At 64.0% G+C, this 24,087-nt stretch carries 23 protein-coding genes and 1 riboswitch; of the genes, 8 read left to right on the top strand and 15 right to left on the bottom strand.

The features are described 5' to 3' along the window. Positions 1–10: 10 nt before the first annotated feature. Positions 11–1,075, bottom strand: coding sequence for a putative urea ABC transporter substrate-binding protein (locus tag IQ26_RS03125; protein WP_145713235.1), 1,065 nt, complete (start codon positions 1,073–1,075; stop codon positions 11–13). Between the two features lie 98 nt (positions 1,076–1,173). Further along, a riboswitch (guanidine-I (ykkC/yxkD leader) is annotated at positions 1,174–1,288 on the bottom strand. Positions 1,289–1,472: 184 nt separating this feature from the next. Next, on the bottom strand, positions 1,473–2,159 hold the full coding sequence (locus tag IQ26_RS03120) for a GntR family transcriptional regulator (protein WP_208760094.1): 687 nt from the start codon (positions 2,157–2,159) through the stop codon (positions 1,473–1,475). 298 nt (positions 2,160–2,457) lie between these two features. On the opposite strand from IQ26_RS03120, the gene IQ26_RS03115 reads away from it, so the two are divergent. From IQ26_RS03115 to atzF, 8 genes are read left to right on the top strand one after another with little or no spacing between them, the layout of a single operon-like run. Continuing rightward, a complete protein-coding gene (locus tag IQ26_RS03115) occupies positions 2,458–3,585 on the top strand; it encodes a BMP family ABC transporter substrate-binding protein (RefSeq protein ID WP_145713222.1) in 1,128 nt (375 codons plus the stop codon). A 57-nt stretch (positions 3,586–3,642) separates the two neighbouring features. After that, entirely contained in the window at positions 3,643–4,767 is a 1,125-nt protein-coding gene (locus tag IQ26_RS03110; protein WP_240546985.1) for an ABC transporter permease, read from the top strand. Next, positions 4,767–5,693, top strand: coding sequence for an ABC transporter permease (locus IQ26_RS03105; RefSeq protein WP_145713189.1), 927 nt, complete (start codon positions 4,767–4,769; stop codon positions 5,691–5,693). Before IQ26_RS03110 ends, IQ26_RS03105 begins: the two co-directional genes overlap by 1 nt. 26 nt (positions 5,694–5,719) lie before the next feature. Beyond that, entirely contained in the window at positions 5,720–6,421 is a 702-nt protein-coding gene (gene biuH, locus IQ26_RS03100) for a biuret amidohydrolase (protein WP_145713176.1), read from the top strand. Between the two features lie 9 nt (positions 6,422–6,430). Beyond that, complete coding sequence (locus tag IQ26_RS03095; RefSeq protein ID WP_145713162.1) at positions 6,431–7,960, top strand: ABC transporter ATP-binding protein; 1,530 nt, start codon at positions 6,431–6,433, stop codon at positions 7,958–7,960. After that, the gene (locus IQ26_RS03090) at positions 7,960–8,628 is read left to right on the top strand and encodes a cysteine hydrolase family protein (protein ID WP_145713158.1); all 669 of its coding nucleotides are present in this window, start codon (positions 7,960–7,962) and stop codon (positions 8,626–8,628) included. The genes IQ26_RS03095 and IQ26_RS03090 overlap by 1 nt, the downstream gene beginning before the upstream one ends. Next, entirely contained in the window at positions 8,621–8,971 is a 351-nt protein-coding gene (locus IQ26_RS03085) for a cupin domain-containing protein (RefSeq protein WP_145713155.1), read from the top strand. Before IQ26_RS03090 ends, IQ26_RS03085 begins: the two co-directional genes overlap by 8 nt. Next, positions 8,968–10,773, top strand: coding sequence for an allophanate hydrolase (atzF, locus tag IQ26_RS03080; RefSeq protein ID WP_145713153.1), 1,806 nt, complete (start codon positions 8,968–8,970; stop codon positions 10,771–10,773). Before IQ26_RS03085 ends, atzF begins: the two co-directional genes overlap by 4 nt. A gap of 321 nt (positions 10,774–11,094) precedes the next feature. Here the strand turns inward: atzF and IQ26_RS03075 are convergent, their stop codons facing one another. The 13 genes from IQ26_RS03075 to IQ26_RS03015 form a co-directional block, all read right to left on the bottom strand. Then, the gene (locus tag IQ26_RS03075; RefSeq protein ID WP_145713150.1) at positions 11,095–12,108 is read right to left on the bottom strand and encodes an isopenicillin N synthase family dioxygenase; all 1,014 of its coding nucleotides are present in this window, start codon (positions 12,106–12,108) and stop codon (positions 11,095–11,097) included. 178 nt (positions 12,109–12,286) lie between these two features. After that, positions 12,287–12,982 carry an SDR family NAD(P)-dependent oxidoreductase gene (locus tag IQ26_RS03070; RefSeq protein ID WP_145713147.1) on the bottom strand — a complete coding sequence of 232 codons (696 nt, stop codon included), beginning with the start codon at positions 12,980–12,982 and terminating at the stop codon, positions 12,287–12,289. 12 nt (positions 12,983–12,994) lie between these two features. Then, positions 12,995–13,306, bottom strand: a complete 312-nt coding sequence (locus IQ26_RS03065) for a GFA family protein (RefSeq protein ID WP_167522655.1) — start codon at positions 13,304–13,306, stop codon at positions 12,995–12,997. 92 nt (positions 13,307–13,398) lie between these two features. Further along, a complete protein-coding gene (locus IQ26_RS03060; protein ID WP_145713144.1) occupies positions 13,399–14,160 on the bottom strand; it encodes an SDR family NAD(P)-dependent oxidoreductase in 762 nt (253 codons plus the stop codon). Between the two features lie 25 nt (positions 14,161–14,185). Then, positions 14,186–15,157: a carbohydrate kinase family protein gene (locus IQ26_RS03055; RefSeq protein ID WP_145713140.1), complete on the bottom strand. Its 972-nt coding sequence runs from the start codon at positions 15,155–15,157 to the stop codon at positions 14,186–14,188. 33 nt (positions 15,158–15,190) lie between these two features. Then, positions 15,191–16,180, bottom strand: a complete 990-nt coding sequence (locus IQ26_RS03050) for an ABC transporter permease (protein WP_145713137.1) — start codon at positions 16,178–16,180, stop codon at positions 15,191–15,193. Next, complete coding sequence (locus tag IQ26_RS03045; protein ID WP_162457856.1) at positions 16,177–17,211, bottom strand: ABC transporter permease; 1,035 nt, start codon at positions 17,209–17,211, stop codon at positions 16,177–16,179. Before IQ26_RS03045 ends, IQ26_RS03050 begins: the two co-directional genes overlap by 4 nt. An 11-nt stretch (positions 17,212–17,222) precedes the next feature. Beyond that, positions 17,223–18,755, bottom strand: a complete 1,533-nt coding sequence (locus IQ26_RS03040) for a sugar ABC transporter ATP-binding protein (protein ID WP_240546980.1) — start codon at positions 18,753–18,755, stop codon at positions 17,223–17,225. A 209-nt stretch (positions 18,756–18,964) separates the two neighbouring features. Further along, positions 18,965–19,978 carry a sugar ABC transporter substrate-binding protein gene (locus tag IQ26_RS03035; protein WP_145713128.1) on the bottom strand — a complete coding sequence of 338 codons (1,014 nt, stop codon included), beginning with the start codon at positions 19,976–19,978 and terminating at the stop codon, positions 18,965–18,967. A gap of 141 nt (positions 19,979–20,119) precedes the next feature. Next, positions 20,120–20,779 (bottom strand): L-fuculose-phosphate aldolase, encoded by a 660-nt coding sequence (locus IQ26_RS03030; protein WP_145713126.1) that lies wholly within the window; start codon positions 20,777–20,779, stop codon positions 20,120–20,122. A gap of 25 nt (positions 20,780–20,804) precedes the next feature. Then, positions 20,805–21,581, bottom strand: coding sequence for an SDR family NAD(P)-dependent oxidoreductase (locus tag IQ26_RS03025; RefSeq protein ID WP_145713124.1), 777 nt, complete (start codon positions 21,579–21,581; stop codon positions 20,805–20,807). Positions 21,582–21,871: 290 nt separating this feature from the next. Continuing rightward, entirely contained in the window at positions 21,872–22,702 is an 831-nt protein-coding gene (locus IQ26_RS03020) for a GntR family transcriptional regulator (protein WP_145713122.1), read from the bottom strand. 126 nt (positions 22,703–22,828) lie between these two features. Then, entirely contained in the window at positions 22,829–24,085 is a 1,257-nt protein-coding gene (locus IQ26_RS03015) for an MFS transporter (protein ID WP_240546979.1), read from the bottom strand. Between the last annotated feature and the right edge of the window lie 2 nt (positions 24,086–24,087).

Raw genomic sequence — 24,087 nt, 5'->3', positions numbered from 1 at the left:
CGCGCCTGCGTCAGGGCGTTGCGGTTGCAGCCTCGGCCATGAAGGCTGGATCGAAACGCAGCTTGATATTCTTGGCGTCGCCCAGCGTGGATCCGTCGGGAAAGCTCATGCCGATCACGTCGACGCTCGTCGCATTGGTGCCGAGGATGCCGTGGCTGAACAGGAAGTTGCGGACAAGATCCATCGTCTTCGGCAGTTCGGCGCCGATGGCGAACTCTACCGCCTTGGCGGGGTCGAAGAACATAGCCGTCGAGGCGAGCTGCGCGTCAAAGCCGGCAAGGTCCGTACCGGACGCCTTGGCCATTTCCTCCTTGGCTGCCTTGCCTTGCGGCGTGTCCGAGGTCATCAGGTCCATCGCCTCGTACCACGCGCCGACAAGCGCCTTGCCCAATGCTGGATTGTCCTTCAGCGTCTCGGTGTTGACGACCATCATGTCGATGATCTCGCCGGGAATCTGCGAGGAGTCGAACACCTTGTGCGCACCCGGCATGGCGACAATCTCGGAAACCAGCGGGTTCCAGGTGACGACCGAGGTGACGTCGCTGGTGCCATAGGCGGCGACCATGTCGGCGTCGGAGGTGTTGACGACGGTGATGTCCTTCTCGGCGAGCTTGACCGTATCCAGCGCCCGCGCCAGCAGGTAATGCGAAACGGAGAGTTCGACGAGGTTGACCTTCTGGCCGGCAATGTCGGCGAGCGCGGCCTTGTCCTTGAGGATCACGGCATCGTTGCCGTTGGAGAAGTCGCCGATGATCACGGCGGTAGTGTCGACGCCGCCGCCTGCGGGGATCGACAGCGCGTCCATGTTGGTCATCGAACAGCCGTCGAAGCCGCCGGCGGTGTACTGGTTGATGCTCTCGACATAGTCGTTGATGCGGGTGATCTCGACATTGATGCCGTGTTTGTCGGCCCATTTCTTCATGATGCCGCTGTCGGCAAGATATCCCCACGGCATCCAGCCGACATAGATCGACCAGCATATCTTGAAGTCTTTCTTGGGCGCCGCTCCGGCGGCGGAAACCATGGGAAGGCTGAGTGTTGCGGCTAGGATGATTGCGGCCAGCTTGCGAAGCATTGCGTACCCCTGTTCGCGATCCGGATAGCGTCCGGACTTTTGTTGGGGTTCACGAGCGCGCATCCGGGAGAGGTTCGCGCCAGCAAACCCGTGCAGGGTTCTCCCGGGATTTTGGCCCGCCGTGTTCCGCCGGATGCCTCAGTGCATCCCTGGCGGTCGCATCTCTTGGACCAGCACCGCTCTGTCGCGGCCGGAACCCTAGACGCTCTGCACGCCATCAACGAAGCAAGGAGCATGCCAAAGCCGAATTATGCCAGATACCCGGCATTCGCTGGCCAGCGCGGCTTCCAGCATTCGCGAGAGTGACGCGAAAATCATCGCATCGCCAACGAATTGGGCAGTTTGCCCCTGCGGAACTGTCTGCTACGCGCCAACACGACAAGGCCTGTCGAGATTGCTAGGAAGACATCCCGATCGCTTCCGTCGCCGGCTTCCTCGGGTCAACAGCGGCAAAGACGGCGCTCGCCTCGCTGACGATGGAAACGTGATCCTTGGCTGCTTTTCCCGCGGCAGCGCTGTCGCCGCGCATGATCGCGGTAACGATGACGTCATGCTCCTGCCAGGATTTGGCGAGACGGCCCGGAAGCATGAATTGCGCGCGCCGGAACGGCGCCAGCCGGCTGCGCGTCATGACGGTCAGTTCATAGATGTGCTTGCTGTGCGCGCCCCGATAGAGCCGGGTGTGGAACTCCGTGTTGAAATACTCGTAGTCCTCCTCCGCCGCCAACTGCACAAGACGCGCCGATGCCTGATGCTCGATCTCGAGCGCGCGGCGCTCGCCGGCGGTCATGCGCTCGGCTGAAAACCGCGCGCAGATCGCTTCAAGCTCCGCCATGCTCTCGAACATCGAGGCGAGATGCTCCTGTGTGACCACGGCGACGGTGGCGCCGCGGTTGGGCCGCCTTTCGACCAGCCCCATGGCGCTGAGCCGGCCGAGCGCCTCCCTGACAGGGGTGCGTGATACATCGAAGCGGGCAGCCAGCGAGGCCTCGTCGAGCTTTTCGCCAGGGCGCAGGAAGCCAGTGACGATCCGGTCGCCGATCGCTCTCACCATCTGATCGACGGTCGTACCCGACCTGATCAAGCTGCGCTTCCCCGACAATTCTCCTCCGTCCAGTCTGTTCGCTGCTATGCGGCAAGCGGCTCGCCGGCCAGTTCGACTCGGGCGCGCCCCTCTATGCCTTTATTTTAATCTACCTGTCAAACTGACTATTTTCAAGGCAAAAAGTGTATGCAATTGCCTTTCGCTTGAGCACGACGAACTGGCACACCAACTGATTTCATTGAGTAAATTTCAGTTTTTAAACTGGCACGCCGATTGCATGCACTTTTATGAGAAGGGAAGTAACGACCCGGAAAAGGGTCCAAAAGGGAGCATTCACATGACCGAGAGATTCATGCTTAGCCGCCGCGATCTGCTCAAGACCTCCGCCGCCGGAGCGGCGCTTGGTCTGGCCTCGGCGTCATTTCCGATCAGCAGGGCGTTCGCCGCGGCCGCTACCGTCGGCTTCATCTATGTTGGCCCCAAGGACGACTACGGCTACAACCAGGCGCATGCCGAGGGTGCCGCCACATTGAAGGCGATCGAGGGCATCTCCGTCGTCGAGGAGGAGAACGTCCCCGAGACGGTCGATGTCCAGAAGACAATGGAATCGATGATCAACCTCGACGGCGCCTCGCTGATCTTCCCGACCTCGTTCGGCTATTTCGATCCGCACATGCTGGCCATGTGCGCGAAATTCCCCGACGTGCAGTTCCGCCATTGCGGCGGCATGTGGAACAAGGACAAACATCCGATGAACGCCGGTTCCTATTTCGGCTATATCGGCATGGGCCAGTATCTCAACGGCATCGCCGCCGGTCACGCCACCAAGACCAAGAAGCTCGGCTTCGTCGCCGCAAAACCCATTCCGCAGGTCCTGCTCAACATCAATTCCTTTCTGCTCGGCGCACGCTCGGTCGACCCGGCAATCACCTGCCAGGTGATCTTCACCGGCGAATGGTCGCTGGCGGTCAAGGAGGCGGAAGCCACCAATGCACTGGTCGATCAGGGCGCCGACGTCATCACCTGTCATGTCGACAGCCCGAAGGTGGTGGTCGAAACGGCGGCGGGACGCGGCGCCTTCATCTGCGGCTACCATGCCAATCAGAGCCCGCTGGCGCCCGAGAAATATCTGACCGGCGCCGAGTGGAACTGGGCGAAAGTCTACAAGATGTTCGTCGACGACCTCGTGGCCGGCAAGCCGCTGCCCAATTTCACGCGCGGCGGCCTGGCCGACGGCTTCGTCAAGATGAGCCCGCTCGGCCCCGCCGTCAGCGAGGCGGCGCACACGCAGTTCGACGGCACGCTTGCCGAAATGATGAAGGGCGGCTTTTCGGTGATCAAGGGGCCGTTGAAGAACAACAAGGGCGATGTCGTCGCAACCGAGGGCCAGGCCTTCGTCGAGACCGCGATCGAGTTGGAGAGCATGGACTATCTCGTCGAGGGTGTCGTCGGCTCGACCAGCTGAAGTCGGATCGGAGACGGGGCCATGGCAGACACGGTGAGCAGTGCGGGCGTACCGGCGATGCTCGGCGCCAAGGGCCATCTGACGGCGCTCGAATGGATCGCCCGGCGGGCGGAAGCCTTCGTCATCCCGGTCGCGTCGATGATCGTCGGCATGGCCCTGTTCAGCCTGTTCATCTTGGCTGTCGGCAAGTCTCCGGTCCAGCTCTATGAAACGATGTGGCGCGGCGGCTTCGGTTCGTGGTTCTCGATCCAGAACTCGCTGTCGCGGGCCGCACCCTTGCTGCTCGCGGCGCTCTGCGTGGCGCTGCCGGCCCGGCTCGGCCTCGTCGTCATCGGCGGCGAAGGCGCGATCGTTCTGGGCGGTGTTGCGGCAGCCGCAACCGGCGTGGCCACCAGCGGCGCGCCCTCCTTTTTTGCTATTCTTGCCATGGGCGTGGCGGGCATGGCCGCCGGCGGCATCTGGATCGGTGCCGTCGGCGCGCTACGCCACTATCGTGCCGTCAACGAAACCATATCGAGCCTTTTGATGGCCTATATCGCCATCGCCCTGATGAACCATCTGGTGGAAGGGACGCTGCGCGATCCCGCCTCGCTCAACAAACCGTCGACGGAGCCGCTGGCGGACGCCTACCGTATCGGCAACATTCCGGGCATGGAGGTGCATTGGGGCCTGGTTGTCGGCGTCATTGCCTGCATTCTGTCCTGGCTGCTGATCGAAAAGACCCGCTGGGGGTTCGCCGCCCGCATCGCCGGCGGCAATGTCAGGGCAGCCCAGGTGCAGGGACTTGCGGTCGGACCGCTGATCGTCGGCTTCACCGCGCTGGCCGGCGGCTTCGCCGGCCTTGCCGGCATGCTGGAAGTTGCCGCCGTGCAAGGCAGCGCCAACGCCTCGCTCGCCGCCGGCTATGGGTATACCGGTATCCTGGTTGCCTTCCTCGCCCGCCACAATCCGCTGGCCATCATTCCGGTTGCCTTCCTGCTTGGCGGCATCGACGCCTCCGGCGGCCTGATTCAGCGCCGCATGGACCTGCCGGACGCAACCGTGCTGGTGCTGCAGGGAATGCTCTTCGTCGTCATCCTGTTCAGCGAAACCTTCTACGGCCGCTTCAAGGCCTTCAATCCCGACCTCTGGCAGAGGCCCGATCTCTTGAAGGGGCCAGATCTGTTGAAGGGGACTGCCTGATGGATGCAACCGAGATCGGCCTCTGGGGCGTTCCGCTCGCCATGCTGGGCGGCGCCATCCGCGTTTCGACGCCCTTCATCTTCGTGTCGCTGGGCGAAGCCATCACGGAGCGTTCGGGGCGCATCAATCTCGGCCTCGAAGGCACGCTGGTCTTCGGCGCAATGACCGCCTATGCCGTGGCGGTGATCACCGGCTCGCCATGGCTCGGCCTCATCGCCGCCGCCTTCGCCGGTCTCTGCTTCGGCCTCTTCCACGGCTGGATCTGCAAATTCCCGAAGGTCAACGACATCGCCATCGGCATCGCCCTGATGCTATTCGGCTCGGGTCTCGCCTTCTTCTTCGGCAAACCGTTCATCCAGCCTTCGGCGCCCGACCTGCCAGCCATCCCCTTTGGCGGATGGTCCGATATTCCGCAGGTGCAGGCGGCGCTCAACGTCAATGTGCTGTTCCTGATCGGCGCGGCACTGGCTGTGTTCCTGTGGTGGGCCTTCCGCAACACCCGCGCCGGCCTGATCGTGCGTGTGGTCGGCGACAGTTCCGACGCCGCGCGCGCCATGGGCCTCAACCCGAACACGGTGCGCCTCCTCGCCACCGGCATCGGCGGTGCGCTGGCCGGCATCGGCGGCGCCTACCTGTCGCTCTATTATCCCGGCAGCTGGACCGAAGGCATTTCGTCGGGCCAGGGACTGATGGCAGTGGCGCTGGTTATCTTCGCGCGCTGGAACCCGCTCGGCTGCTTTGCCGCAGCGCTGTTGTTCGGCGGGGCCGGCGCGCTGGGGCCGGCACTGCAATCGGTCGGCGTCACGCAAGGCTATTATCTGTTCTACGCCGCACCCTACGTTCTCACCCTTCTCATCATGATCGCCACCTCGTCGCCGAGCCGTTCGCTCGCCGGCGCGCCGGGCGAACTGTCGATCACCAAATGACCGTTTCCAGACTGGAGTTTTTCTGAATGAACGCCAGAGCCGAGGTCACGCAGCGCTACGTCGACGCCGACCCCTATCCATGGCCCTACAATGGTGAGCTTCGGCCCGACAACACGGCGCTGATCATTATCGACATGCAGACCGATTTCTGTGGTCCGGGCGGCTATGTCGATCATATGGGCTACGACCTTTCGCTGGTGCGGGCGCCGATCGAGCCGATCAAATCAGTGCTGTCGGCCATGCGGGCGAAAGGCTACACCATCATCCACACGCGCGAGGGCCACCGGCCTGATCTCGCCGACCTGCCGGCCAACAAGCGCTGGCGCTCGCGCCGCATCAATGCTGGCATCGGCGACCCCGGACCTTGCGGGCGCATCCTGGTGCGCGGCGAGCCGGGCTGGGACATCATCCCCGACCTCTATCCGGCCGAAGGCGAGCCGATCATCGACAAGCCAGGAAAGGGCTCGTTCTGCGCCACCGACCTGGAGCTGATCCTCAACCAGCGCGGCATCGAAAACATCGTGCTCACCGGTATCACCACCGATGTCTGCGTGCACACGACGATGCGCGAGGCCAACGATCGCGGCTTCGAATGCGTGATGCTGGAGGATTGCTGCGGGGCGACCGACTACGGCAACCACCTGGCCGCGATCAAGATGATCACGATGCAAGGCGGCGTGTTCGGCGCGGTCTCGAACTCGGCGTCCTTCGTCGCCCAATTGCCGTGAGGTTCGATCATGAGTGACCGCGGCAAAAAAGCAGTCGGCGTCGAGACGATCGGCATGACCATGCGTTTCGGCGCCTTCACCGCGCTGGAGGATGTCTCGATCAAGGCGCCGGCGGGATCGTTCCATGCGCTGCTTGGCGAAAACGGCGCGGGCAAGTCGACGCTGGTCAAATGCATGATGGGTTTTTATCATCCGACCGCCGGCGACATTCTGGTCGATGGCCGCGAGGTCGCCATCGCCAGTCCGAAGGATGCCTCGGCGCTCGGCCTCGGCATGGTCTACCAGCATTTTACGCTTGTCCCGTCGCTCACCGGTGCCGAGAACCTGGTGATCTCGCGCGAAAAAGTGCCTGGGGTCATCGACTGGCGCAAGGAGCGCGCCGAGCTCGCCAGGTTCATGGAGCGGATGCCGTTCAAGCTGCCGCTCGACGTCAAGGTGGCCGAGCTTGCCGCCGGCGAGAAGCAGAAGCTGGAGATCGTCAAGCAGCTCTATCTCGGCCGTTCCTTCCTGGTGCTGGACGAACCGACATCGGTGCTCACCCCCGGCGAAGCGCAAGAGGTGCTCGGCCTGGTGCGCGCCATGACCAAGGCGGGCGACCTCACCGTGCTGATGATCTCGCACAAATTCCACGAGGTGACGGCGTTCGCCGACGATGTCAGCGTGCTGCGCAAGGGTAGGCTGACCGGCACCGGTCGCGTCGCCGACCTCGACCACAGGCAGATGGCGGCGATGATGATCGGCGACCAGCCGATCGCCGCCCTCGACAGCCGCGCCGACCCGAAGCCGGACGCCGAGATCGTGCTCAAGGTGAAAGCATTGAAGGCACCCGACCGCACCGGACTGAAGTCGATCCGCATAGAGGATCTCGGCGTGCGCTCCGGCGAGATCGTCGGCATCGCCGGTATATCCGGCAACGGCCAGAAGGAGTTTCTAGAGGTCCTTGCCGGGCAGCGCACGCGCGATGCCGGCGACGTTCTGGTGAAGGGGTCGCCCTATGGCGCCAGCCGTGCCGAGGCACGCACGTTCAATGTTCGCTTCATCCCGGAGGAACCGTTGCGCAATGCCTGCGCGCCGAGGATGACGGTGGCGGAAAACATGGCTTTCCGGACCTTCGACCTGAACGAGGCCGGCAAGCCGATCAACTGGATCAAGATGAGTGCCATCAGGACATTCAGTGCCCGCCTGGTCGAGCAGTTCAAGGTCAAGACGGCCTCGCTCGCCTCGCCGATTTCTTCGCTCTCCGGCGGCAACGTCCAGCGCGCTGTGCTCGCCCGCGAATTGACCGGCGAGGTCGATCTGCTGATTGTTTCGAACCCGTGCTTCGGCCTCGACTTCTCCGCCGTCGCCGAAATCCGCGCCCGAATCATGAAGGCGCGCAACGCAGGCGCGGCGGTGCTGCTGATGTCGGAGGACCTCGACGAATTGCTGGAGCTCTCCGACCGCATCTTCGTCATGTCCGACGGCGCGCTGGTCTATGAGACCCCGATCGCGCAGGCGAGCGTGCAGACGATCGGCGAACACATGGCAGGACATCACTGATGGCGGAGATCGACGCGCTGCCGTTTCCGTTTGCCTTCAGGCCAGGGACGATGGCACTGGTCGTCATCGACATGCAGCGCGATTTCGCCGAGCCGGGCGGCTTCGGCGCCAGCCTCGGCAACGACGTCGGCCGGGTCGTGGCGATCGTGCCGACGGTGAAGAGACTGATCGAGGGATTTCGCGCAGCCGGCCTGCCGGTGATCCACACGATGGAGTGCCACTTGCCCGACCTTTCGGACCTGCCCCCGGCCAAGCGCAATCGCGGCAATCCGTCGATCCGCATCGGCGATGTCGGTCCGATGGGCCGCGTGCTGATCGTCGGCGAGCCGGGAACGGCGATCCTCGACGAGCTTGCGCCTTTGCCTGGCGAGATCGTCATTGAGAAGCCCGGCAAGGGTGCGTTCTACGCGACAAGCTTCGGTGAGGACCTGAAGCGGCTCGGCGTGCAGAAACTCGTCTTCGCCGGCGTCACGACGGAAGTCTGCGTGCAGACGACAATGCGCGAGGCCAACGACCGCGGCTATGAATGCCTGCTCGCTGAGGATGCGACGGAAAGCTATTTTCCGGAGTTCAAGGAGGCCACGCTTGCCATGATCAGGGCGCAGGGCGCGATCGTCGGCTGGACGGCGACGACTGACCAGGTGCTCAAGGGAATTGCCGATGCCTAACATTGCATACCCGGCTCTCATCCATGGAGGCTGGCGTGATCTGGTATTCGAGCATTTTCGCGAAGGCATCACGGTACATTGGCTGCTCAAGGGCGGACCGCTGGAACCGTCCGTCGCGATCCTGAACTATCGGCCCGGCGCCGGCGTGCCGCGCCACCGCCATGTCGGGCTCGAAACCATCGTCGTGCTGGAAGGCATACAGAGCGACGAGAATGGCGACTATACTGCCGGCAGCGTGATCCTGAACCCAGTCGGGACCGAGCATTCGGTCTGGACGAAAGACGGTTGCGTCGTGCTGATCCAGTGGAATCTGCCGGTGGTCATTCTGGGCGAGGCCAAATGAGCGACATCCGCTTTGATATCGGGAGCCTGCACGCAGCCTATGGCTCCGGCATGTCGGTTGCAGCCGTCATTGAAGCCGTGTTTGCGCGCATTGCCGAGGCGGACGATCCCGGCATCTTCATCCATCTGGCGAGCAAGGCGGAGCTGTTCGCCGAAGCCGAAGCACTCGGCGGATTCGATCCCGAGGCAAGGCCCCTCTGGGGCGTGCCGTTCGCGGTCAAGGACAACATCGATGTTGTCGGCATGCCGACCACGGCCGGCTGCGCGGAATATGCCTATTTGCCGGCGAAAGACGCCACCGTCGTGGCGCGTCTGAGGGCGGCCGGTGCGCTGGTCGTCGGAAAAACCAATCTCGACCAATTCGCCACCGGCCTGGTCGGCGTTCGTACGCCGTGGCCGATCCCAAGGAACGCCATCGATCCGAAACTGGTGCCGGGCGGCTCCTCGTGCGGCTCGGCCGTGGCGGCGGCACGCGGCATCGTTGCCTTCGCGCTCGGCACCGACACCGCCGGCTCCGGCCGCATTCCCGCTGGCCTCAACAACATTGTCGGGCTGAAGCCGACTGTCGGCGCGCTGTCGGCCGCCGGCGTCGTGCCGGCCTGCCGCACGCTCGACTGCGTCTCCGTTTTCGCGCTCACCGTCGATGACGCCTACAGCGTCTTCAGGGCCGCGGCGGCAAGGGATGACGCCGATCCCTACTCACGCTCCATCGCGGCACCACCGCTCGGCCTGCGTCCACCGGCGCTGTCTGTCGGCATACCCGCCGCGACCGATCGGAAATTCTTCGGCGATGCGTCGATGCAGGCGGGGTTCGAAACGGCGCTGCGGACGCTGGAAAAGCTTGGCTGCCGGTTGGTCGAAATCCCGTTCGGCGATTTCTACGCCACCGCTAACCTGCTCTACGAAGGCGCCTGGGTGGCCGAACGCTATGCGGCGATTGCGGATTTTATGGAGGCGAACGAAGCGATCATGCATCCGGTGACGCGCACAATCATCGGCGGGGCGCGAAAGCTTTCCGCGGCGGATGCTTTCAAGGGGCTGTATGCGCTGCAGGCCTACAAGGCCAGGCTGGCGCCGGTCATCGCCTCGGTCGATCTCTTCTGCGTGCCGACCGCCCCGACACATTATTCGCTGGAAGCGGTTCTGGCCGATCCGATCGCCACCAACAGCCGGCTCGGTACCTACACCAATTTCGTCAATCTGCTCGATATGTGCGGCATCGCCGTACCGACGGGAAAGCGCGACGACGGCTTGCCGATGAGCGTCACCTTGCTGGCCGCCGCCGGCAAGGACGCCCTGACGGCGGCGCTCGCCCGCGAACTCCATGCGGTCAGCGGTCTCGGCCTTGGCGCGACCGGCTGGGCAATGCCTGCCTGCGCCGCCAAAACCCCTGACTTCGACGACGACATGATCGAGCTCGTGGTCGTCGGCGCGCATTTGTCGGGAATGCCGCTCAACGGCCAGCTCTGCGCGCTAGGCGCGCAGTTGAGCAGGGTCGCCAAGACGGTCGCCTCCTATCAGCTTTATGCGCTCGCCGGTCAATCTGTGCCGAAGCCGGGGCTCGTGCGTGTTGCCGATGGCAGTGGGGCGGCGGTCGATGTCGAGGTTTGGCGGCTTTCTGCGGACGCGTTCGGACGATTTGTGGCCGCGATCCCGCCGCCGCTCGGCATAGGCACGATCGAGCTCGATGACGGAACATCGGCCAAAGGCTTCCTGGTCGAAACCGCCGGGCTGTCGGAGGCGATCGACATTTCGGCCTATGGCGGTTGGCGCAGCTTCATCGCAAAAGCCGGCGGGGAATGACAACGTGCCGCTCCAATGTGATGCGAATTTCGGATTCGCCACACTGGTGCTGCCTCGCGCAACCCGGTCCCGTCCGCGTCTGCAAGGTGCTGATCAAGGAGCGGCTGTCGCGTCATGATTTCGAAGACGCTGTCGAAGATCATACCCGCTACGAACGGACGCTGCGTGCGGCCGGAGAGGCAGCGCCCGCCGCGGAAATACGTGCCCTGGTCGAACCCTGTCGTATGGCACACGCGCTGAAGCTCCTGAACCCCGATGCCGTCAAGGCGACGAACAAAACGGCCAGCGAAATGACGAACTGTTCTATTCGCCCTGGTGCCTTCAGACCGGCGACGCCCCGGTTTCGAGGAGATCGGCATAGTGCCGGCTCGCCACGTTGGGATGGGAGCGCATGCGACTTTTCAGCACATTGGTCCCGACATCGCGAAACAGCGGGTTGTCCGGATCGCTCGCCGGCCCGCGCGCCTCGACAGCCAGCTCTTCAGGCAAGGTGAGCAACGGGATCGTCGCATCGAGCCGGGCGCTGAAGAAAAAGGGAACGGAAATCCGCTCGACACCAGCCGGCGGCGTCACGACACGATGAACTGTCGCCCTGAGATAACCGTTCGATGCCAGTTCGAGCAGCTCGCCGATATTGACCACCAGCGTTTCGGGGATCGGATCCGCATTGACCCAGCTTCCGTCATATTCGACCTGCAGCCCCTCGTTCTCGTCCTGAAGTAGGAGCGTCAGGAAACCGCCATCCTTGTGTGCGCCGACGCCCTGGCCGTCGCCGGTTGCCCCGGGATAGCGTACGATCTTCATGCGATGGTTGGGCTCACCGCTATAGATCGGATCGAAAGCGTCCTCGGCCTGGTCGAGCGACAGCGCGAAGGCCTTCAGCAGGCGGATCGCCACCGCCGTCGCCCTAGTCTGCCACGCCAGCAGCGCCGGCTTGAGTTCCGGCAGGGCCGAAGGCCATTGGTTCGGCCCTTGCAGCCGCGTCCAGGCAGGAATACCCGGGCCTTGCGGGATAGGTTGGCGCTCGACGCCGATGTCGAGCTGTTCGCGCCAATCCGCCCTGCCCTTGGTCAGTTCGCCACCGGTGCGCGTGTAGCCGCGGAATTGCGGGGATTTGACCATTTCGATGGCCAGCTTGTCGGCTTCCGGCAAGGCAAAGAACCGGCGGGAGGCGTCGAGCATCTCGTCGATCTCCACAGCCGAAATTCCATGACCGCTGAGATAAAAGAACCCGACATCGCGGGCCGCGGTGCGCAGGTCGAATAGAAAGGTCCAGCGCTCCGATGCCCCCTGTTCAAGACGGCTGAGATCGAGCACGGGTACAATCCTGGCCATGGTCAAGCTCCTCTGCTTCAGGCGTGGATCACGCCTTACGGTGACACGCAGGGCAGTGCGATCAAAGCAACGCCCGACCCAATCTCGACGCGAATGGAGGAAAGTCAGCGCTGCGTTTGCCGACCGGCAGGCAAATAACGTCCGAACAGACGTTATTTGGCCTATGAGCGGCCGAGGCTCAGAAAGTCTCGACCCATGGCCTGAGTTCGAGCTCCGAGCTCCAGGCGCTGCGATGCTGCCGGTGAATTGCAAGATAGGTTTCGGCGATCGCGTCCGGAGACAGCCGGCGATCCTGCCGGTCGGGTTCGCCGGCCTGTCCAGGCCCGTTCGACGCGATCGCACCGTCGATGATGAAATGCGCAACATGGATATTCTTCGGGGCAAGTTCGCGGGCCATGGATTGCGCCAGCCCACGCAGGCCGAACTTTGGCATCGCAAATCCGGCCGAGCCCGCAAACCCCTTGACGCTCGCGGTGGCGCCGGTGAACAGGATCGAGCCGGAGCCACGGGAAAGCAGCCGGCGCGCGGCCTGCTGGCCGACCAGGAACCCGCCATAGGCACCGATCAGCAATGCCTGCCTGACCGCTTCGGGATCGAGGTCGGCTATCGGCCCGCGGGCGCGGCCACTGGCGTTGAACACCACAAGCGATAGCGGACCGGCCTTGTCGGCGATGTCGAACAGGTTTTCGACCGACGCGACATCGGCAACGTCCGATTCAACCGCCAGCGCGCCGGTCTCGTCGACCAGCGCGCTCAGCTTGCCGAGGTCGCGGGCAGCCAGAACCACACGAAAGCCCTCCTTGGCGAGAAGACGTGCAAGCGAGGCGCTCAGCCCCGGCCCTGCTCCCGCGATAACTGCCACGTCCGACGTCATGGAGCTTCCCCTTTACGGATCTTGGTGTGATACGGATTCTAGTGCGGCGGATTGGCGGATGCTACCACTCGTGTTTCTGAAGCAGTCGGTCAGGTCGTAAAAGTCGGATTTCGAGCCGACATAAATATGTTCGCTCAGGCGAAGGCCGGCCGGCCGACCGAGGGTCCCGACCGTGACATAGGTCTCCACGCCCGGCGCCGCCTTCCAGAACAAATCGCCACCGCAGCGTGAGCAGAAGCCGCGCTGGACACTTTCCGATGACTGGTACCAACTCAGGGTCTCAGAGACCGGAAGCCTGAGATCCGCCGACTTGCAGGCCGCCATGGTGGCGAAGTTACATGACAAATCTCCTGCTGCCGATCGCGCAGCCGCTCGATTATTTTTCGCTTGGACCTTTGGGCCCGACACTTAGAGCCTTAGTGGAAGTAGATGCCGCCGCAGACGTTCAGCGCCTGTCCGGTGACGAAGGCCGATTGCTCCGAAGCAAAGAAGCAGACCGGCCCGACGATGTCCTCGGGATAGCCGAGACGCTTCAATGCCGCGACCTCTTCCCAGTGCCGGATGGCTTCGTCGCTGCCGAGATTGTTCTTGCCCATTTCGGTCAGGATGATGCCTGGGCAGATGGCGTTGACGGTGACGCCGTCCATGCCGACTTCCTGCGCCAGCACCCGGGTCAGGGTGATCACGGTTGCCTTGGTTGCGGCGTAATGGCCCTGCGTCGGGACGCCCTGACGACCGGCAATCGAGGCGATGTTGACGACGCGGCCGGATTTGCGCGCCCGCATATGCGGCAGCACCGCCTGGCACATCAGCAGCACGCCCTTGGCGTTGACGTCGAAATGCGCATCCCAGGAGGCTTCGTCGAGATCCTGCAAGAGGCTGGGCTTCAAGATGCCGGCATTGTTGACCAGCACGTCGATCCGGCCGGCATCCCTGAGCAGCGCCGCGGCGGTCGCATCGACTTCAGCCTTGCTGCTGACATCCATCGTGTAGACATAGGCCTTGCGCCCAGCGGCTTCGATCTCCGCGCGTGTGACGTCGAGCTCCTTCGCCTGCCCAGGCAGGTCGGTGATCGCGACATCGTAGCCGAAATTTGCCAGCCCGACCGCCAGCGCCCGGCCGATGCCGCGGCTGGCGCCCGTTACCAGCGCGACAGTGCCGACTTTTGAATTGTTCATGGGGTGTCCTTTCGAAATGCAGCGATCAAGCGTGCGCGTAAGAACGCGCCGGCGCCTTGACCGGAAGGGAATCCATCGCCGCGACGGTGTCGTCGAAGGAGACGAGTTTGCCGTCCGAGCCGAGCCCCATCGCCACCTTGGCGGCGACCGCCGAGGCAAAGCGCGTCGAGCGTTTGAGGTCCCAGCCCTCGGTGATGCCGACGATGATGCCTGCGGTGAAACCGTCGCCGCAGCCGGTGGTGTCGACGACCTCGATATCGAAGGCTGGCAGATGGAACGGATTGCCATTTTCCGGCGCGACATAGACGCCGTCGGCGCCAAGCGTGAGGAGACAGTTCTTGACGCCCCTCGACTTGAAGTAGGCGGCCACCGCCGCAGGATCGTGCTCATGCGCCATTTCGCTGGCTTCGTCGATGCTCGGCACGAAATAGTCGATATAGGGCAGGCACGGCTCGACGAAGGCGATCGTTTCGGGCGTCGCCTGGATGAGGTCGAACGTGGTGGTGCGGCCGAGCTCCTTCGCACGCCTGAGCAGGCGCACCGTCGGCTCCCCGTCGAAGCTCTTGAGCAGACCGGTGCCGCCGACATGGACGACCGACGCATCGAGCGCGGCGTCAAGGTCCTCGTCGGCGACGCGGAAGACCATTGCGGTGCCCGGCACATGCAAGGCCGGCCGCTCGCCATTGGGGCGAACCGGCAGGATGGTGGAGGAGGTCTGCACGGAGCCGTCGCGGCGCACAAGACCGCAATCGAGACCGTATTTCTTAAGCTTGGCGACGAACCAGTCGCCCATGTCGTCGGTTCCGAGTGTGGTCACCGCCTGTGTCTTCAGGCCGAGAATGGCGCAATCCATTCCCGTCGCGCCGGCGGTGCCGGCGACAGTCATGCGGATCTCCTCGATATAGTCCGCCCTGCCGCCTTCCGGGATGCGCGAGACCGGACGGCCGAGAATGTCGAGCACGTAGAAGCCGACCGAACTGACATCAAAACTGGGCATGGAGAGAGATCCTTTGACGAAGAGGCTGGGAGGTTACTGGCGCGCGCGGCGCAAGCCGAAGCTCACGGCGAGGACCAGGAAGACGAGAACGCCGATGCCGACCTGCTGCCAGTAGAAGTTCCAGCCGATGAGCAGCAGGCCGTTCTTGACCACCGCGAGCAAGAGCACGCCGAGCAGCGTGCCGATCACGGTCGGTCGGCGTTCGGCGCTGAGCGTCGTGCCGATGAAGGTGGCCCCGATGGCGTCGAGCAGGAAGGCGTTGCCCGACAGCGGCACGTAGGATTTGACCGTCGCCGACAGCAGGATGCCGGTGATGCCGCACAAAAGCGCACAGCCGATATAGACCAGCGAGAGCTGGCGCGGCACGCGCAGGCCCGAATACCAGGCGACGCCCGGCTGCGCGCCCATCGCCTGCACGCCGCGGCCGAAGACCGAACGGTGCAGCAAGAGGTAGACGACGACGATGCAGGCGACCAGCACCAGCACCGGCATCGGGACGCCCAGCAGCGAGGTCCTGGCGATGGCGTTGAACTGGGCGCCGGCATAGCCTGTTATCAGGTAGATCGGCTGGCCGCCGCTGGTCGCCAGTTGCTGCGTGCTCTGGCCGATGAACAGCACGCCGAGCGTCGCCAGGAACGGGCTGATCTTCAGCCTGGTGATCAGGATCGCGTTGAGCACGCCGACGGCGACGGCCGCCAGCAACCCGACGGTGACGCCGAAGACGCCGCCATAGCCGGCGGCGAGCAGCATGACGAACACCATCGAGGCCATGTCGACCGAGACACCGACCGACAGGTCGATGCCGCCCGACGAGATGACGATGGTGAGCCCAAGCGCGACGATGGCGAGCATCACCACATTGTTGACCAGCACGTTGTAGAGGTTCGCTCCGGTCAGGAAGGTCGGGCTGGCCATGGCAAAGAACAGGCAGATCGCCAGGAAGGTGATGACCACGCTGTAGCTGGCGATGAAGCTGCCGATCTTCTGCGCGCCGGTGGCGCGAGTGTCTTGCGAAACGCTCATCGTGATGCCTCCGGTCCGCGGGCGAATGAAGTGACGGCGACGACCAGCAGGATCAGCGCGCCCTGCACGCCGTTGACCCAGTAGCTCGATACGTTGAGGAGCTGGAAGCCGTTGGCCAGGAAGCCGATGAACAACACGCTGAGCAGAGTGCCGCCGATGGTGGGCACCAGGCGCCGGGAAAAGACGGTGCCGAGTAGCGCTGCCGCCAGCACCGACAGCAGCATCTCGCCGGAACCGGGCGTGCTGGCGCTGAGCCGGGAGACGGCAAGGATGCCGGCGATGGCCGCGCAAAGGCCTGAGAACAGATAGGTGAAACTGACATGCAGCGGCACGCTGATGCCGGCGGCGCGCGCCGCTTCCGGGTGGCCGCCGACGGCGTAGAGCCTGAGCCCAAACGCCGTCTTGTGGATGAAGACCAGTATGACCAGGGAAAACAGGATCAGGCACCAGGCAAGTGTCGAGATGCCGAGGAAACTGCCCGACACCAGGAAAGCCAGCAGCGGCGAGGTCGCGCCGACCACCGTGTTCTGCGTCAGCGTCAGTTCGGCGCCGGCGGCGATGTTCATCACCGCCAGCGTCGCCAGCAGCGGCAGGATGCCAAGCCCGACGACTGCGACGGCATTCAAAGCTCCGACCGCAACGCCGCAGGCGATCCCCGCGAGGACCGCGACCGTATCCGGATAACCCGCTTGCAGCATCGTCGCGAAGACCGCGGCGCACAGGCCCATATTGGCCGCAATCGACAGGTCGATGCCGCCTTCGGTGACATTCGAGCCGCCGCCGATGATGACCGCAGCCATGCCGAAGGCCAGCACGCCAAGGATCGCCGACTGCTCGACGACATTGATGAAGTTGAAGGAGGACAGGAAGCCCGGCGCAAACAGCGCGAAATAGACCAGGATGAGCGTGAAGGTGGCGATGGCGCCGAGGCGCACTGCGACCGTACCGATGCGCTTGCCCGTGTTTTGCACACGCGGCTGCTTCTCGCCTGGAGCAGCGCCTGCCCCGGCGGCTTTCACAGTGGACTTCATCGTGGTTGCGGTCATGAGGAGGCCTCCGCTTTAGGCCCGCGGGCGCCTGACGAGGCGGCAAGCAGCCTGTCGCCGTCGAGATCGGCGCCGGAGAATTCGCCCGACAGCCTGCCGCGATAGACGACAAGCACGCGGTCGCAGACACCGACCAGTTCGAGCAGGTCGGACGACAGGAGCAGGATGGCTGCCCCCTCGCCGGCCAGCCGGTTCAGCAGATTGTAGATCTCGACCTTGGCCCCGACATCGACGGCGACGGTCGGTTCATCGAGAATATAAACGCGCGACTGGCAGCTCAGCCATTTTGCGATCGCCACCTTCTGCTGGTTGCCGCCGGAGAGCTGGCGCACCAGCGTGTCGCGGCCGGGCGTCTTGATCGACAGCTCGCGGATCAGGCCGTCGATCGCCTGGTTCTCCAGCCCTCGCTTGACGAAGCCGTTGCCGCTGTAGCGGCCGAGACTGGCAAGGCTGATGTTCTCGCGCACCGACAGGTCGATCGCCACGCCATGGGCGCGGCGGTCCTCCGGAAGCATGGCGATACCGCCCTGGACGGCGTGGACCGGCGAGGACAGCGACAGTGTCTTGCCCTCGACCTTGACCGAGCCGCGTTCGGCTCGCTCCAACCCAAACAGGCACTGCACGATTTCCTTGGCGCCGGAGCCGAGCAGGCCGGTCAGCCCGACGATCTCGCCGCGCCGCACCGAAAACGAGATGTCCTCGAAACCGCCGGCCATGCCGAGATGCGAGACTTCGAGCATCGGCGCGCCGATCTCGACCGAGCGCTTCGGGAACATCTCGCCGACATCGCGCGCGATCATCATGGCGATGATCTCGTCGATCGGCGTCTCGGCCGGATCGACGGTGCCGACATCGGTGCCGTTGCGCATCACGGTGACGCGGTCGCAGAGCTGCTCGATCTCCTGCATGTAGTGCGAGATGAAGATGACCGCGATGCCGTCGTCGCGCAGCCGGCGCAGCACGGCAAACAGGCTGTCGACCTCGCGCTTGACCAGTGCCGCGGTCGGCTCGTCGAGCACCAGCACCGATGCCTTCTGCGCCAGCGCGCGGGTGATCTGGACGATCTTCTGCTGCGCCGTCGTCAGATCCTGCACAAGGATGCCCACGGGGAGTTCGAGATCGAAATAACGTTTCAAGAGTTCGGCGGCGCGCTTGTTCATCGAACGGCGGCTGACGAAGGGAACGAAGCCGAGTTCATGGCGCAGGAACACCGCCTCGCCCACCGTCGCCGTCGGCACCAGCAGGCGATCCTGGTGGATGAAGTGGACGCCGAGCCGCTCCACCGAGGAAGGCGTCAGCGGGCCGACGGTCTCGCCATTGACGGCGATGGTGCCGCTGTCGGGCTTCAATATGCCGGCCAGCACCTTGATGATCGTCGACTTGCCGGCGCCGTTCTGGCCGACGAGGCCATGGATCGTGCCACGCGCCACCTGAAGGTCGGCATCGTGAAGCGCCTGGACCGGGCCGAAACGCTTCGAAATACCGGTCATCGAGATTGCGATTTCAGCTGCTGCGGGTTGCACGGTCATCCCCTGCTCCTTGCGCGGAAAATGTTGCGCATGACCCCGGAAACCGGGATCGGTTTCCGGAAAGGATCATGCGCAGATTCAAACTATTAGAGCGTCCTTTGCGCGTCCAATTGGACGCGCGGCGCTCTAATGAGGCCGCGCCATCGAAACAGCGCGGCCTCAACCAGCCGATGTCTGATGTACCGGCTGGCGACGAGGCTTGGGAGGCCTTATTTCACGCCCGCTTTTTCGGCCGCCTCGAGGAACGGCTTGCCGGTGACGGCGGCGTTTTCCTTGTTGATAAGCACCGCGGGCACGAAGGTGAAGGGCGGCACCTTCTGGCCGGCAAGGAATTTTGCCACGTTCTGCACCGAGGTCTTGCCGATCTCGTAGGGCTGCTGGGCGGCGACGGCGGCGGCCGGCGAGTTCTCGTCCATCACCATCTTGATGACTTCCGGGCTGCCGTCGATGCCATAGGTCTTCAGCTCCGGCCGGCCGGCAGCTTCGGCGGCCTGGGTGGCGCCGATCTGCGGCACGTCCCAGCATGCCCAGACGGCGTTCAGCGAGCCCTTTTCCGGCGACTTGGTCAGCATGTCGGTGACGTTGGAATAGGCGGCCTGCACGGTGTTAGGGATGACGTCGCGCAGCTCCGGCTCGACGATCTTCACGTCCGGGAACGAGGTCAGCACATATTTCATCTGGTCGTAGCGAATCTTGCAGACCGGCACGCTGTAGAAGCCGTTAAAGACCAGTACGTTGCCCTTGCCGCCCATGTCGGCGACCATCTGCAGCGCGATCTCGGCACCGATATTGTAGTTGTTCGACGTCGTGTTGTTGATCGCATGAGGCGTGGCCGTATCGACGGTGAACAGCGGAATCTCGGCCTCGCGGATCTTGGCCAGCCACGGGTTCAGCACTTCGAGATTGCCAAGCACTTCGACGATGGCGTCGGGCTTCTGCGCAATCAGCGTCTGCAACTGGGCGATCTGCTGCTGGTCCTTGCGACCGGCGTCGAGCGCGATCGCCTCGCCGCCAAGCGCCTTGATCTCGTCCTGGATGCCGCGGAACGCCATCAGGTCCCAGTAGTGATCGGTGCCGACGATGGAAACGCCGATGCGCTTGCCTTTGAGGGAAAGCTCTTCCGCCTGCGCGGCCGAGATGACGAACTGAAAACTGCAGGCAGCCGCCAGGGCGATGGCTGCCGCCTTGAGAATGCTGTGTGATCTACTCTGTTCGTTGGACATTTATTTCCTCCACTTTGCCTTCAAAAAACCCTCAGAACCCGCTCTGAAGGACCTCACCGGTTCGATCCGGCATTCGCCCGACGCGGTTTCGCTGACCATGATCTTTCCCGAAAACCGGTTTCCACTTTTCGGGATCATGGTCTAGGCCGCGTCGACATCGTCGCGATGGCCGTAGCTCGCCATCCTGCCGAGAACATTCTGGATTTCCGCTTCCGACAGAAGCGGCGGCGTGCCGATCTGCAGGCAGCCATGATACTGGCGCGCCAACGTCTCGACCTCCACCGCCAGCCACATCGCCTTGTCGAGCGATGTGCCGACGGCAATCATCCCGTGATGCGCGAGAAGGCAGGCCTTGCGGCCTTCCAGCGCCTTGACCGCGCTGGCCGACAATTCCGCAGTGCCGAAGGTCGCATAGGGCGCACAGCGGATGCTGCTGCCGCCGGCGACGGCGACCATGTAGTGGATCGGCGGAATGGCGCGGCCCATGATGGCGATCATCGTGCAATAGGGCGGGTGGGCGTGGACGATCGCCTGCACTTCCGGCCGTGCCCGCAAGATGTCGAGATGGAAGCGCCATTCGCTGGACGGCGTCAGCGCCCCATCGACCGAACCGTCGGCGCCCATGAACACGATGTCCTGTGGACGCATAAGGTCATAGGCAACGCTTGTCGGCGTGATCAGCATTCCGTCCCCGTGGCGCATGCTGATATTGCCCGACGTTCCCTGGTTGATGCCCATCGTGTTCATCCGGATGCAGGCATCGATGATGGATTGGCGCTTGGCTGTGTCTGTCGTTGGCATGCTAATTCCTTGAGTCCCCTAGATTTCACCAGGCGGTGTAACCACCGTCGATCGACAGGATCGCGCCGGTGACGTAGCTCGATGCGGGCGAAGCCAGGAACAGGATCGCCGAGGCGATCTCCTGCGGCTCGCCGCAGCGCGCCATCGGCGTCATGTCCATCCACACGTTGAAGAGTTCGGGGCGGTCGCGCATTTTCAGCGTCATATCGGTCGCGACATAGCCGGGCGCCAGTGCGTTGACGCGCACGCCCATCGGCGCCCATTCGACGGCGAGCGCCTTGGTCAGCATGTGGACCGCGCCCTTGCTGACCATGTAGGACGCCGCACTCTGCGGGCGGTTGACGATCAGGCCCGACATCGAGCCGAGATTGACGATGCTGCCCTTGCCCTTCGCCACCATGTGGCGGCCGAAGGCGCGCGAGGCCCAGTAGACGCCGTTGACATTCACGTCCATGACCAGCCGCCATTCCTCGTCGGGCGTGTCGAGCGCCGAATTGAGCCGGGCGATGCCGGCGCTGTTGACGAGAATGTCGATCCTGCCGAGCGCGACCGCCAGATCGGTGGCGGCCGCTTCCATGGCACTCGGGTCGGTGACGTCGAGCTGCCTCGTCGAAACGTCGGTCAGGCCGGCATCCGACAGCGCGACGACCGCGGCGTCGAGCGCGCCCTTGTCGAGGTCGATCAGCACGACATGCGCGCCGCAGGAGCCCAGCGCCCTGGCCGCTTCAAAGCCGATACCGCGCCCGCCGCCGGTGACCACGGCGACTTCGCCATCGAGATCCCGTTGACGCCTGTAATCCATGCACTTCCTCCACGCCGGGACACGGTCTGCCTAGCGCAAAGCAACAGCTTTCCGCCCGCCAACCGTCGTGGCGGCGCCTCGCAAACCCGATATTCCGAAAACTCCTCCCGCCACCCTAGGGGGATGACGGTCTCCGTCACCCAGGGGATGACGAGTTCGTCACCCAGGGCATGTCGGCATGAGCAGAACCCTAAGGTCCTTCCCTGCTCATGTCAATCTGGTTATTACCAGAAATAATATTTCTGCATATGGCGCAGCTAGGCAATGTCTTGCCTTGCGGTGGAAGGCCCTTACCCGTTCGTGCTGCTGCTCTGCTCGATCGACATGTGGATGCGTGCCACCGACGAGTTGTAGAGCGCCTGATAATACTCGAGCGCGGCGCCATCGGCGTCATAGGCGATCGATTCGATCGAGATCAGCGGCGTGGTCGGTGCCACGCCCATGCGTTCCGCCTCCTCCAGGGTCGGCATTGCGGCGGTGAACCAGCGCTCGGCGCGCAGCACGGTCAGGCCATAGCGTTCCCTGATCGTCTGGAAGACCGACCGGTTCTCGATGTCTACGGTTTCCAGCCCCGGCACCTTGTGCCCGGGCAGGCTGATATGGGTCAGCGTGATCGGCGCACCATCGGTCATGTAGACGCGGCCGATGCGAACGACGCTGCCGGTTTCAGGTATGCCGAAGACGCTGCTTTCCTTTTCGCTGGGCGGGCAACGGTAGAATTCGAAGGTGCGGGTCGAGACGAAATGGCCTTTCGCGGTCAGGTCGCCGAACACGCTGAGGTTCGAGGTCATGAAATCGACATGCTCGCGGGGTGCCGCGACGAACATGCCCTTGCGTGGCATCTTGATGACCCGCCCGCCATTGGACAGCGAGCCGATGGCGGCGCGCACCACGGGACGGGACACGCCGAAGAAGTCGCACAGCGCCTGTTCGGACGGGATGCGCGAATTGGCGGCCAGCACGCCGGTGTTGATTGCCTCCTCGATCTGGTTGCGCAATTGCACCCAAAGCGGCGCGGCATTGTCGCGGTTCAGCTGGATCTTCTCGCCGATGCCGCGAAAGGTTTCCGCCGCCCCGGCGTCTTCCTGGTCGTAGCGCGGTCTTCCCCGGGTCTTCAGCATCCACCCATCCTGAATTCTCGGCTCGGTTATCAAACCGGGCACCAGCATCATCGCCGTGCCTGATACACTCCATCTTTGCGCGAGAAATCAAGTCCGGCCGTGATCCTATCCTTGCAAGCCGTTGGCCTAGCGCTTGCCGCCGGCCATCTTCACGGCGGCAGGCAGACGCCGCAAGGCGAGCATCGCAGCGGCACCGATGAAGGGTCCGGGCACCAGCAGCAGGAACGCCCAGCGCCAGCCGCCAAGCAAGGCTGCGACCTGCGGTATCAACCAGATCACCAGCACGGTAAGGGCAAAGCCGAGCCCGAGCTGGACGGACAGAGCGGTGCCGACAAAGCGCCGGTCGCCAAGCTCGGTCACCGCCGCTGAAAACTGCGCGGAATCGCCGACAATCGAAACACCCCAGGCGACAGTGACCAGAACGAACAGCCAGAGCGGTCCGTCGAAGACGAAGCCGACGGCCAGCGCGCAAAGGCCCGACACGATCATCAGCCCGGCTGTGGTCAGGCTGCGGCCGAAGCGGTCGGAAAGCACGCCGCCGAGCAGGCAGCCACCGAGACCGGCGGCAATTGCCAGGAAGGTCAGCAGCGACGCCAAAGCCGGCGAGGCATGCTGCTGCGCCTCGAGGGCGGCGCGCGCGTAGGCGAGCAGCCAAGCCCACATCGCATAAAGCTCCCACATGTGGCCGAGATAGCCGATATTGACCAGCGTCAACGACCTGTTTCGGAAGACCGCGCCGATCTGGCGGGGATCGAAGATCGCCTTGCCGAACGGATACGGCCCTTCGCTGGCGAAGAACCAGAAGATCGCCGCGCCGGTGAACGTCGCCACGGTCGCGGCGACGACCACCAGCTGCCAGTCGAGCGAGCCGGTCAGCGCCCGGAACAGATGCGGCAGCGAGGAACCCAGCGTCAGCGCCCCGATGACGGCGCCGAGCGCCAGACCCCTGCCCCGCACGAACCATGTCGAGACAAGTTTCAGCGCCGGCGGATAGACGCCGGCCAATGCTGCGCCCGTCAGGATGCGCGCGACGACCAGGCCGACAGGGCCCGGTTGCGTCAACAGCCAGGCATTGGCGACCGCCGCAAGGAGGGCGGAAACCGCCATCAGCCGGTTCAGCCTGACGATATCGGGCAGGTTGACCAGGCTCGACGCCAGCGCGCCGGCGACGAAGCCGATCTGCACGCCATTGGTCAGCCAGGCCTCGATCGCGCCCGACAGGTGCCACGCCGCCTTCAGCTCGGGCGTGATCGCGGTTGCCGAAAACCAGGTCGTCAGCGACAGCACCAGGGCGAGGCAGAGCAGGAAAAGCATGCGCCAGCGGTGCGCGTCTTCGGCAGGAGCGCCTTGTGCCATGCCTTGAGTGCCCCGCCAGAGTGTCATGC

It is taken from the genome of Mesorhizobium tianshanense, from assembly GCF_007830515.1.
In the GTDB taxonomy this organism is placed as follows: domain Bacteria; phylum Pseudomonadota; class Alphaproteobacteria; order Rhizobiales; family Rhizobiaceae; genus Mesorhizobium; species Mesorhizobium tianshanense.
Note: the sequence above shows the minus strand (reverse complement) of the source record. Positions and strands in the feature narration are given on the sequence as shown.

Bases quoted from the DNA above. Each gene is read 5' to 3' on its own strand.
- IQ26_RS03125 (WP_145713235.1), bottom strand. From the start codon at position 1,075: ATGCTTCGCAAGCTGGCCGCAATCATCCTAGCCGCAACACTCAGCCTT.
- IQ26_RS03115 (WP_145713222.1), top strand. From the start codon at position 2,458: ATGACCGAGAGATTCATGCTTAGCCGCCGCGATCTGCTCAAGACCTCC.
- IQ26_RS03110 (WP_240546985.1), top strand. From the start codon at position 3,643: ATGCTCGGCGCCAAGGGCCATCTGACGGCGCTCGAATGGATCGCCCGG.
- IQ26_RS03105 (WP_145713189.1), top strand. From the start codon at position 4,767: ATGGATGCAACCGAGATCGGCCTCTGGGGCGTTCCGCTCGCCATGCTG.
- biuH (WP_145713176.1), top strand. From the start codon at position 5,720: ATGAACGCCAGAGCCGAGGTCACGCAGCGCTACGTCGACGCCGACCCC.
- IQ26_RS03095 (WP_145713162.1), top strand. From the start codon at position 6,431: ATGAGTGACCGCGGCAAAAAAGCAGTCGGCGTCGAGACGATCGGCATG.
- IQ26_RS03090 (WP_145713158.1), top strand. From the start codon at position 7,960: ATGGCGGAGATCGACGCGCTGCCGTTTCCGTTTGCCTTCAGGCCAGGG.
- IQ26_RS03085 (WP_145713155.1), top strand. From the start codon at position 8,621: ATGCCTAACATTGCATACCCGGCTCTCATCCATGGAGGCTGGCGTGAT.
- atzF (WP_145713153.1), top strand. From the start codon at position 8,968: ATGAGCGACATCCGCTTTGATATCGGGAGCCTGCACGCAGCCTATGGC.
- IQ26_RS03075 (WP_145713150.1), bottom strand. From the start codon at position 12,108: ATGGCCAGGATTGTACCCGTGCTCGATCTCAGCCGTCTTGAACAGGGG.
- IQ26_RS03070 (WP_145713147.1), bottom strand. From the start codon at position 12,982: ATGACGTCGGACGTGGCAGTTATCGCGGGAGCAGGGCCGGGGCTGAGC.
- IQ26_RS03065 (WP_167522655.1), bottom strand. From the start codon at position 13,306: ATGGCGGCCTGCAAGTCGGCGGATCTCAGGCTTCCGGTCTCTGAGACC.
- IQ26_RS03060 (WP_145713144.1), bottom strand. From the start codon at position 14,160: ATGAACAATTCAAAAGTCGGCACTGTCGCGCTGGTAACGGGCGCCAGC.
- IQ26_RS03055 (WP_145713140.1), bottom strand. From the start codon at position 15,157: ATGCCCAGTTTTGATGTCAGTTCGGTCGGCTTCTACGTGCTCGACATT.
- IQ26_RS03050 (WP_145713137.1), bottom strand. From the start codon at position 16,180: ATGAGCGTTTCGCAAGACACTCGCGCCACCGGCGCGCAGAAGATCGGC.
- IQ26_RS03045 (WP_162457856.1), bottom strand. From the start codon at position 17,211: ATGAAGTCCACTGTGAAAGCCGCCGGGGCAGGCGCTGCTCCAGGCGAG.
- IQ26_RS03040 (WP_240546980.1), bottom strand. From the start codon at position 18,755: ATGACCGTGCAACCCGCAGCAGCTGAAATCGCAATCTCGATGACCGGT.
- IQ26_RS03035 (WP_145713128.1), bottom strand. From the start codon at position 19,978: ATGTCCAACGAACAGAGTAGATCACACAGCATTCTCAAGGCGGCAGCC.
- IQ26_RS03030 (WP_145713126.1), bottom strand. From the start codon at position 20,779: ATGCCAACGACAGACACAGCCAAGCGCCAATCCATCATCGATGCCTGC.
- IQ26_RS03025 (WP_145713124.1), bottom strand. From the start codon at position 21,581: ATGGATTACAGGCGTCAACGGGATCTCGATGGCGAAGTCGCCGTGGTC.
- IQ26_RS03020 (WP_145713122.1), bottom strand. From the start codon at position 22,702: ATGCTGAAGACCCGGGGAAGACCGCGCTACGACCAGGAAGACGCCGGG.
- IQ26_RS03015 (WP_240546979.1), bottom strand. From the start codon at position 24,085: ATGACACTCTGGCGGGGCACTCAAGGCATGGCACAAGGCGCTCCTGCC.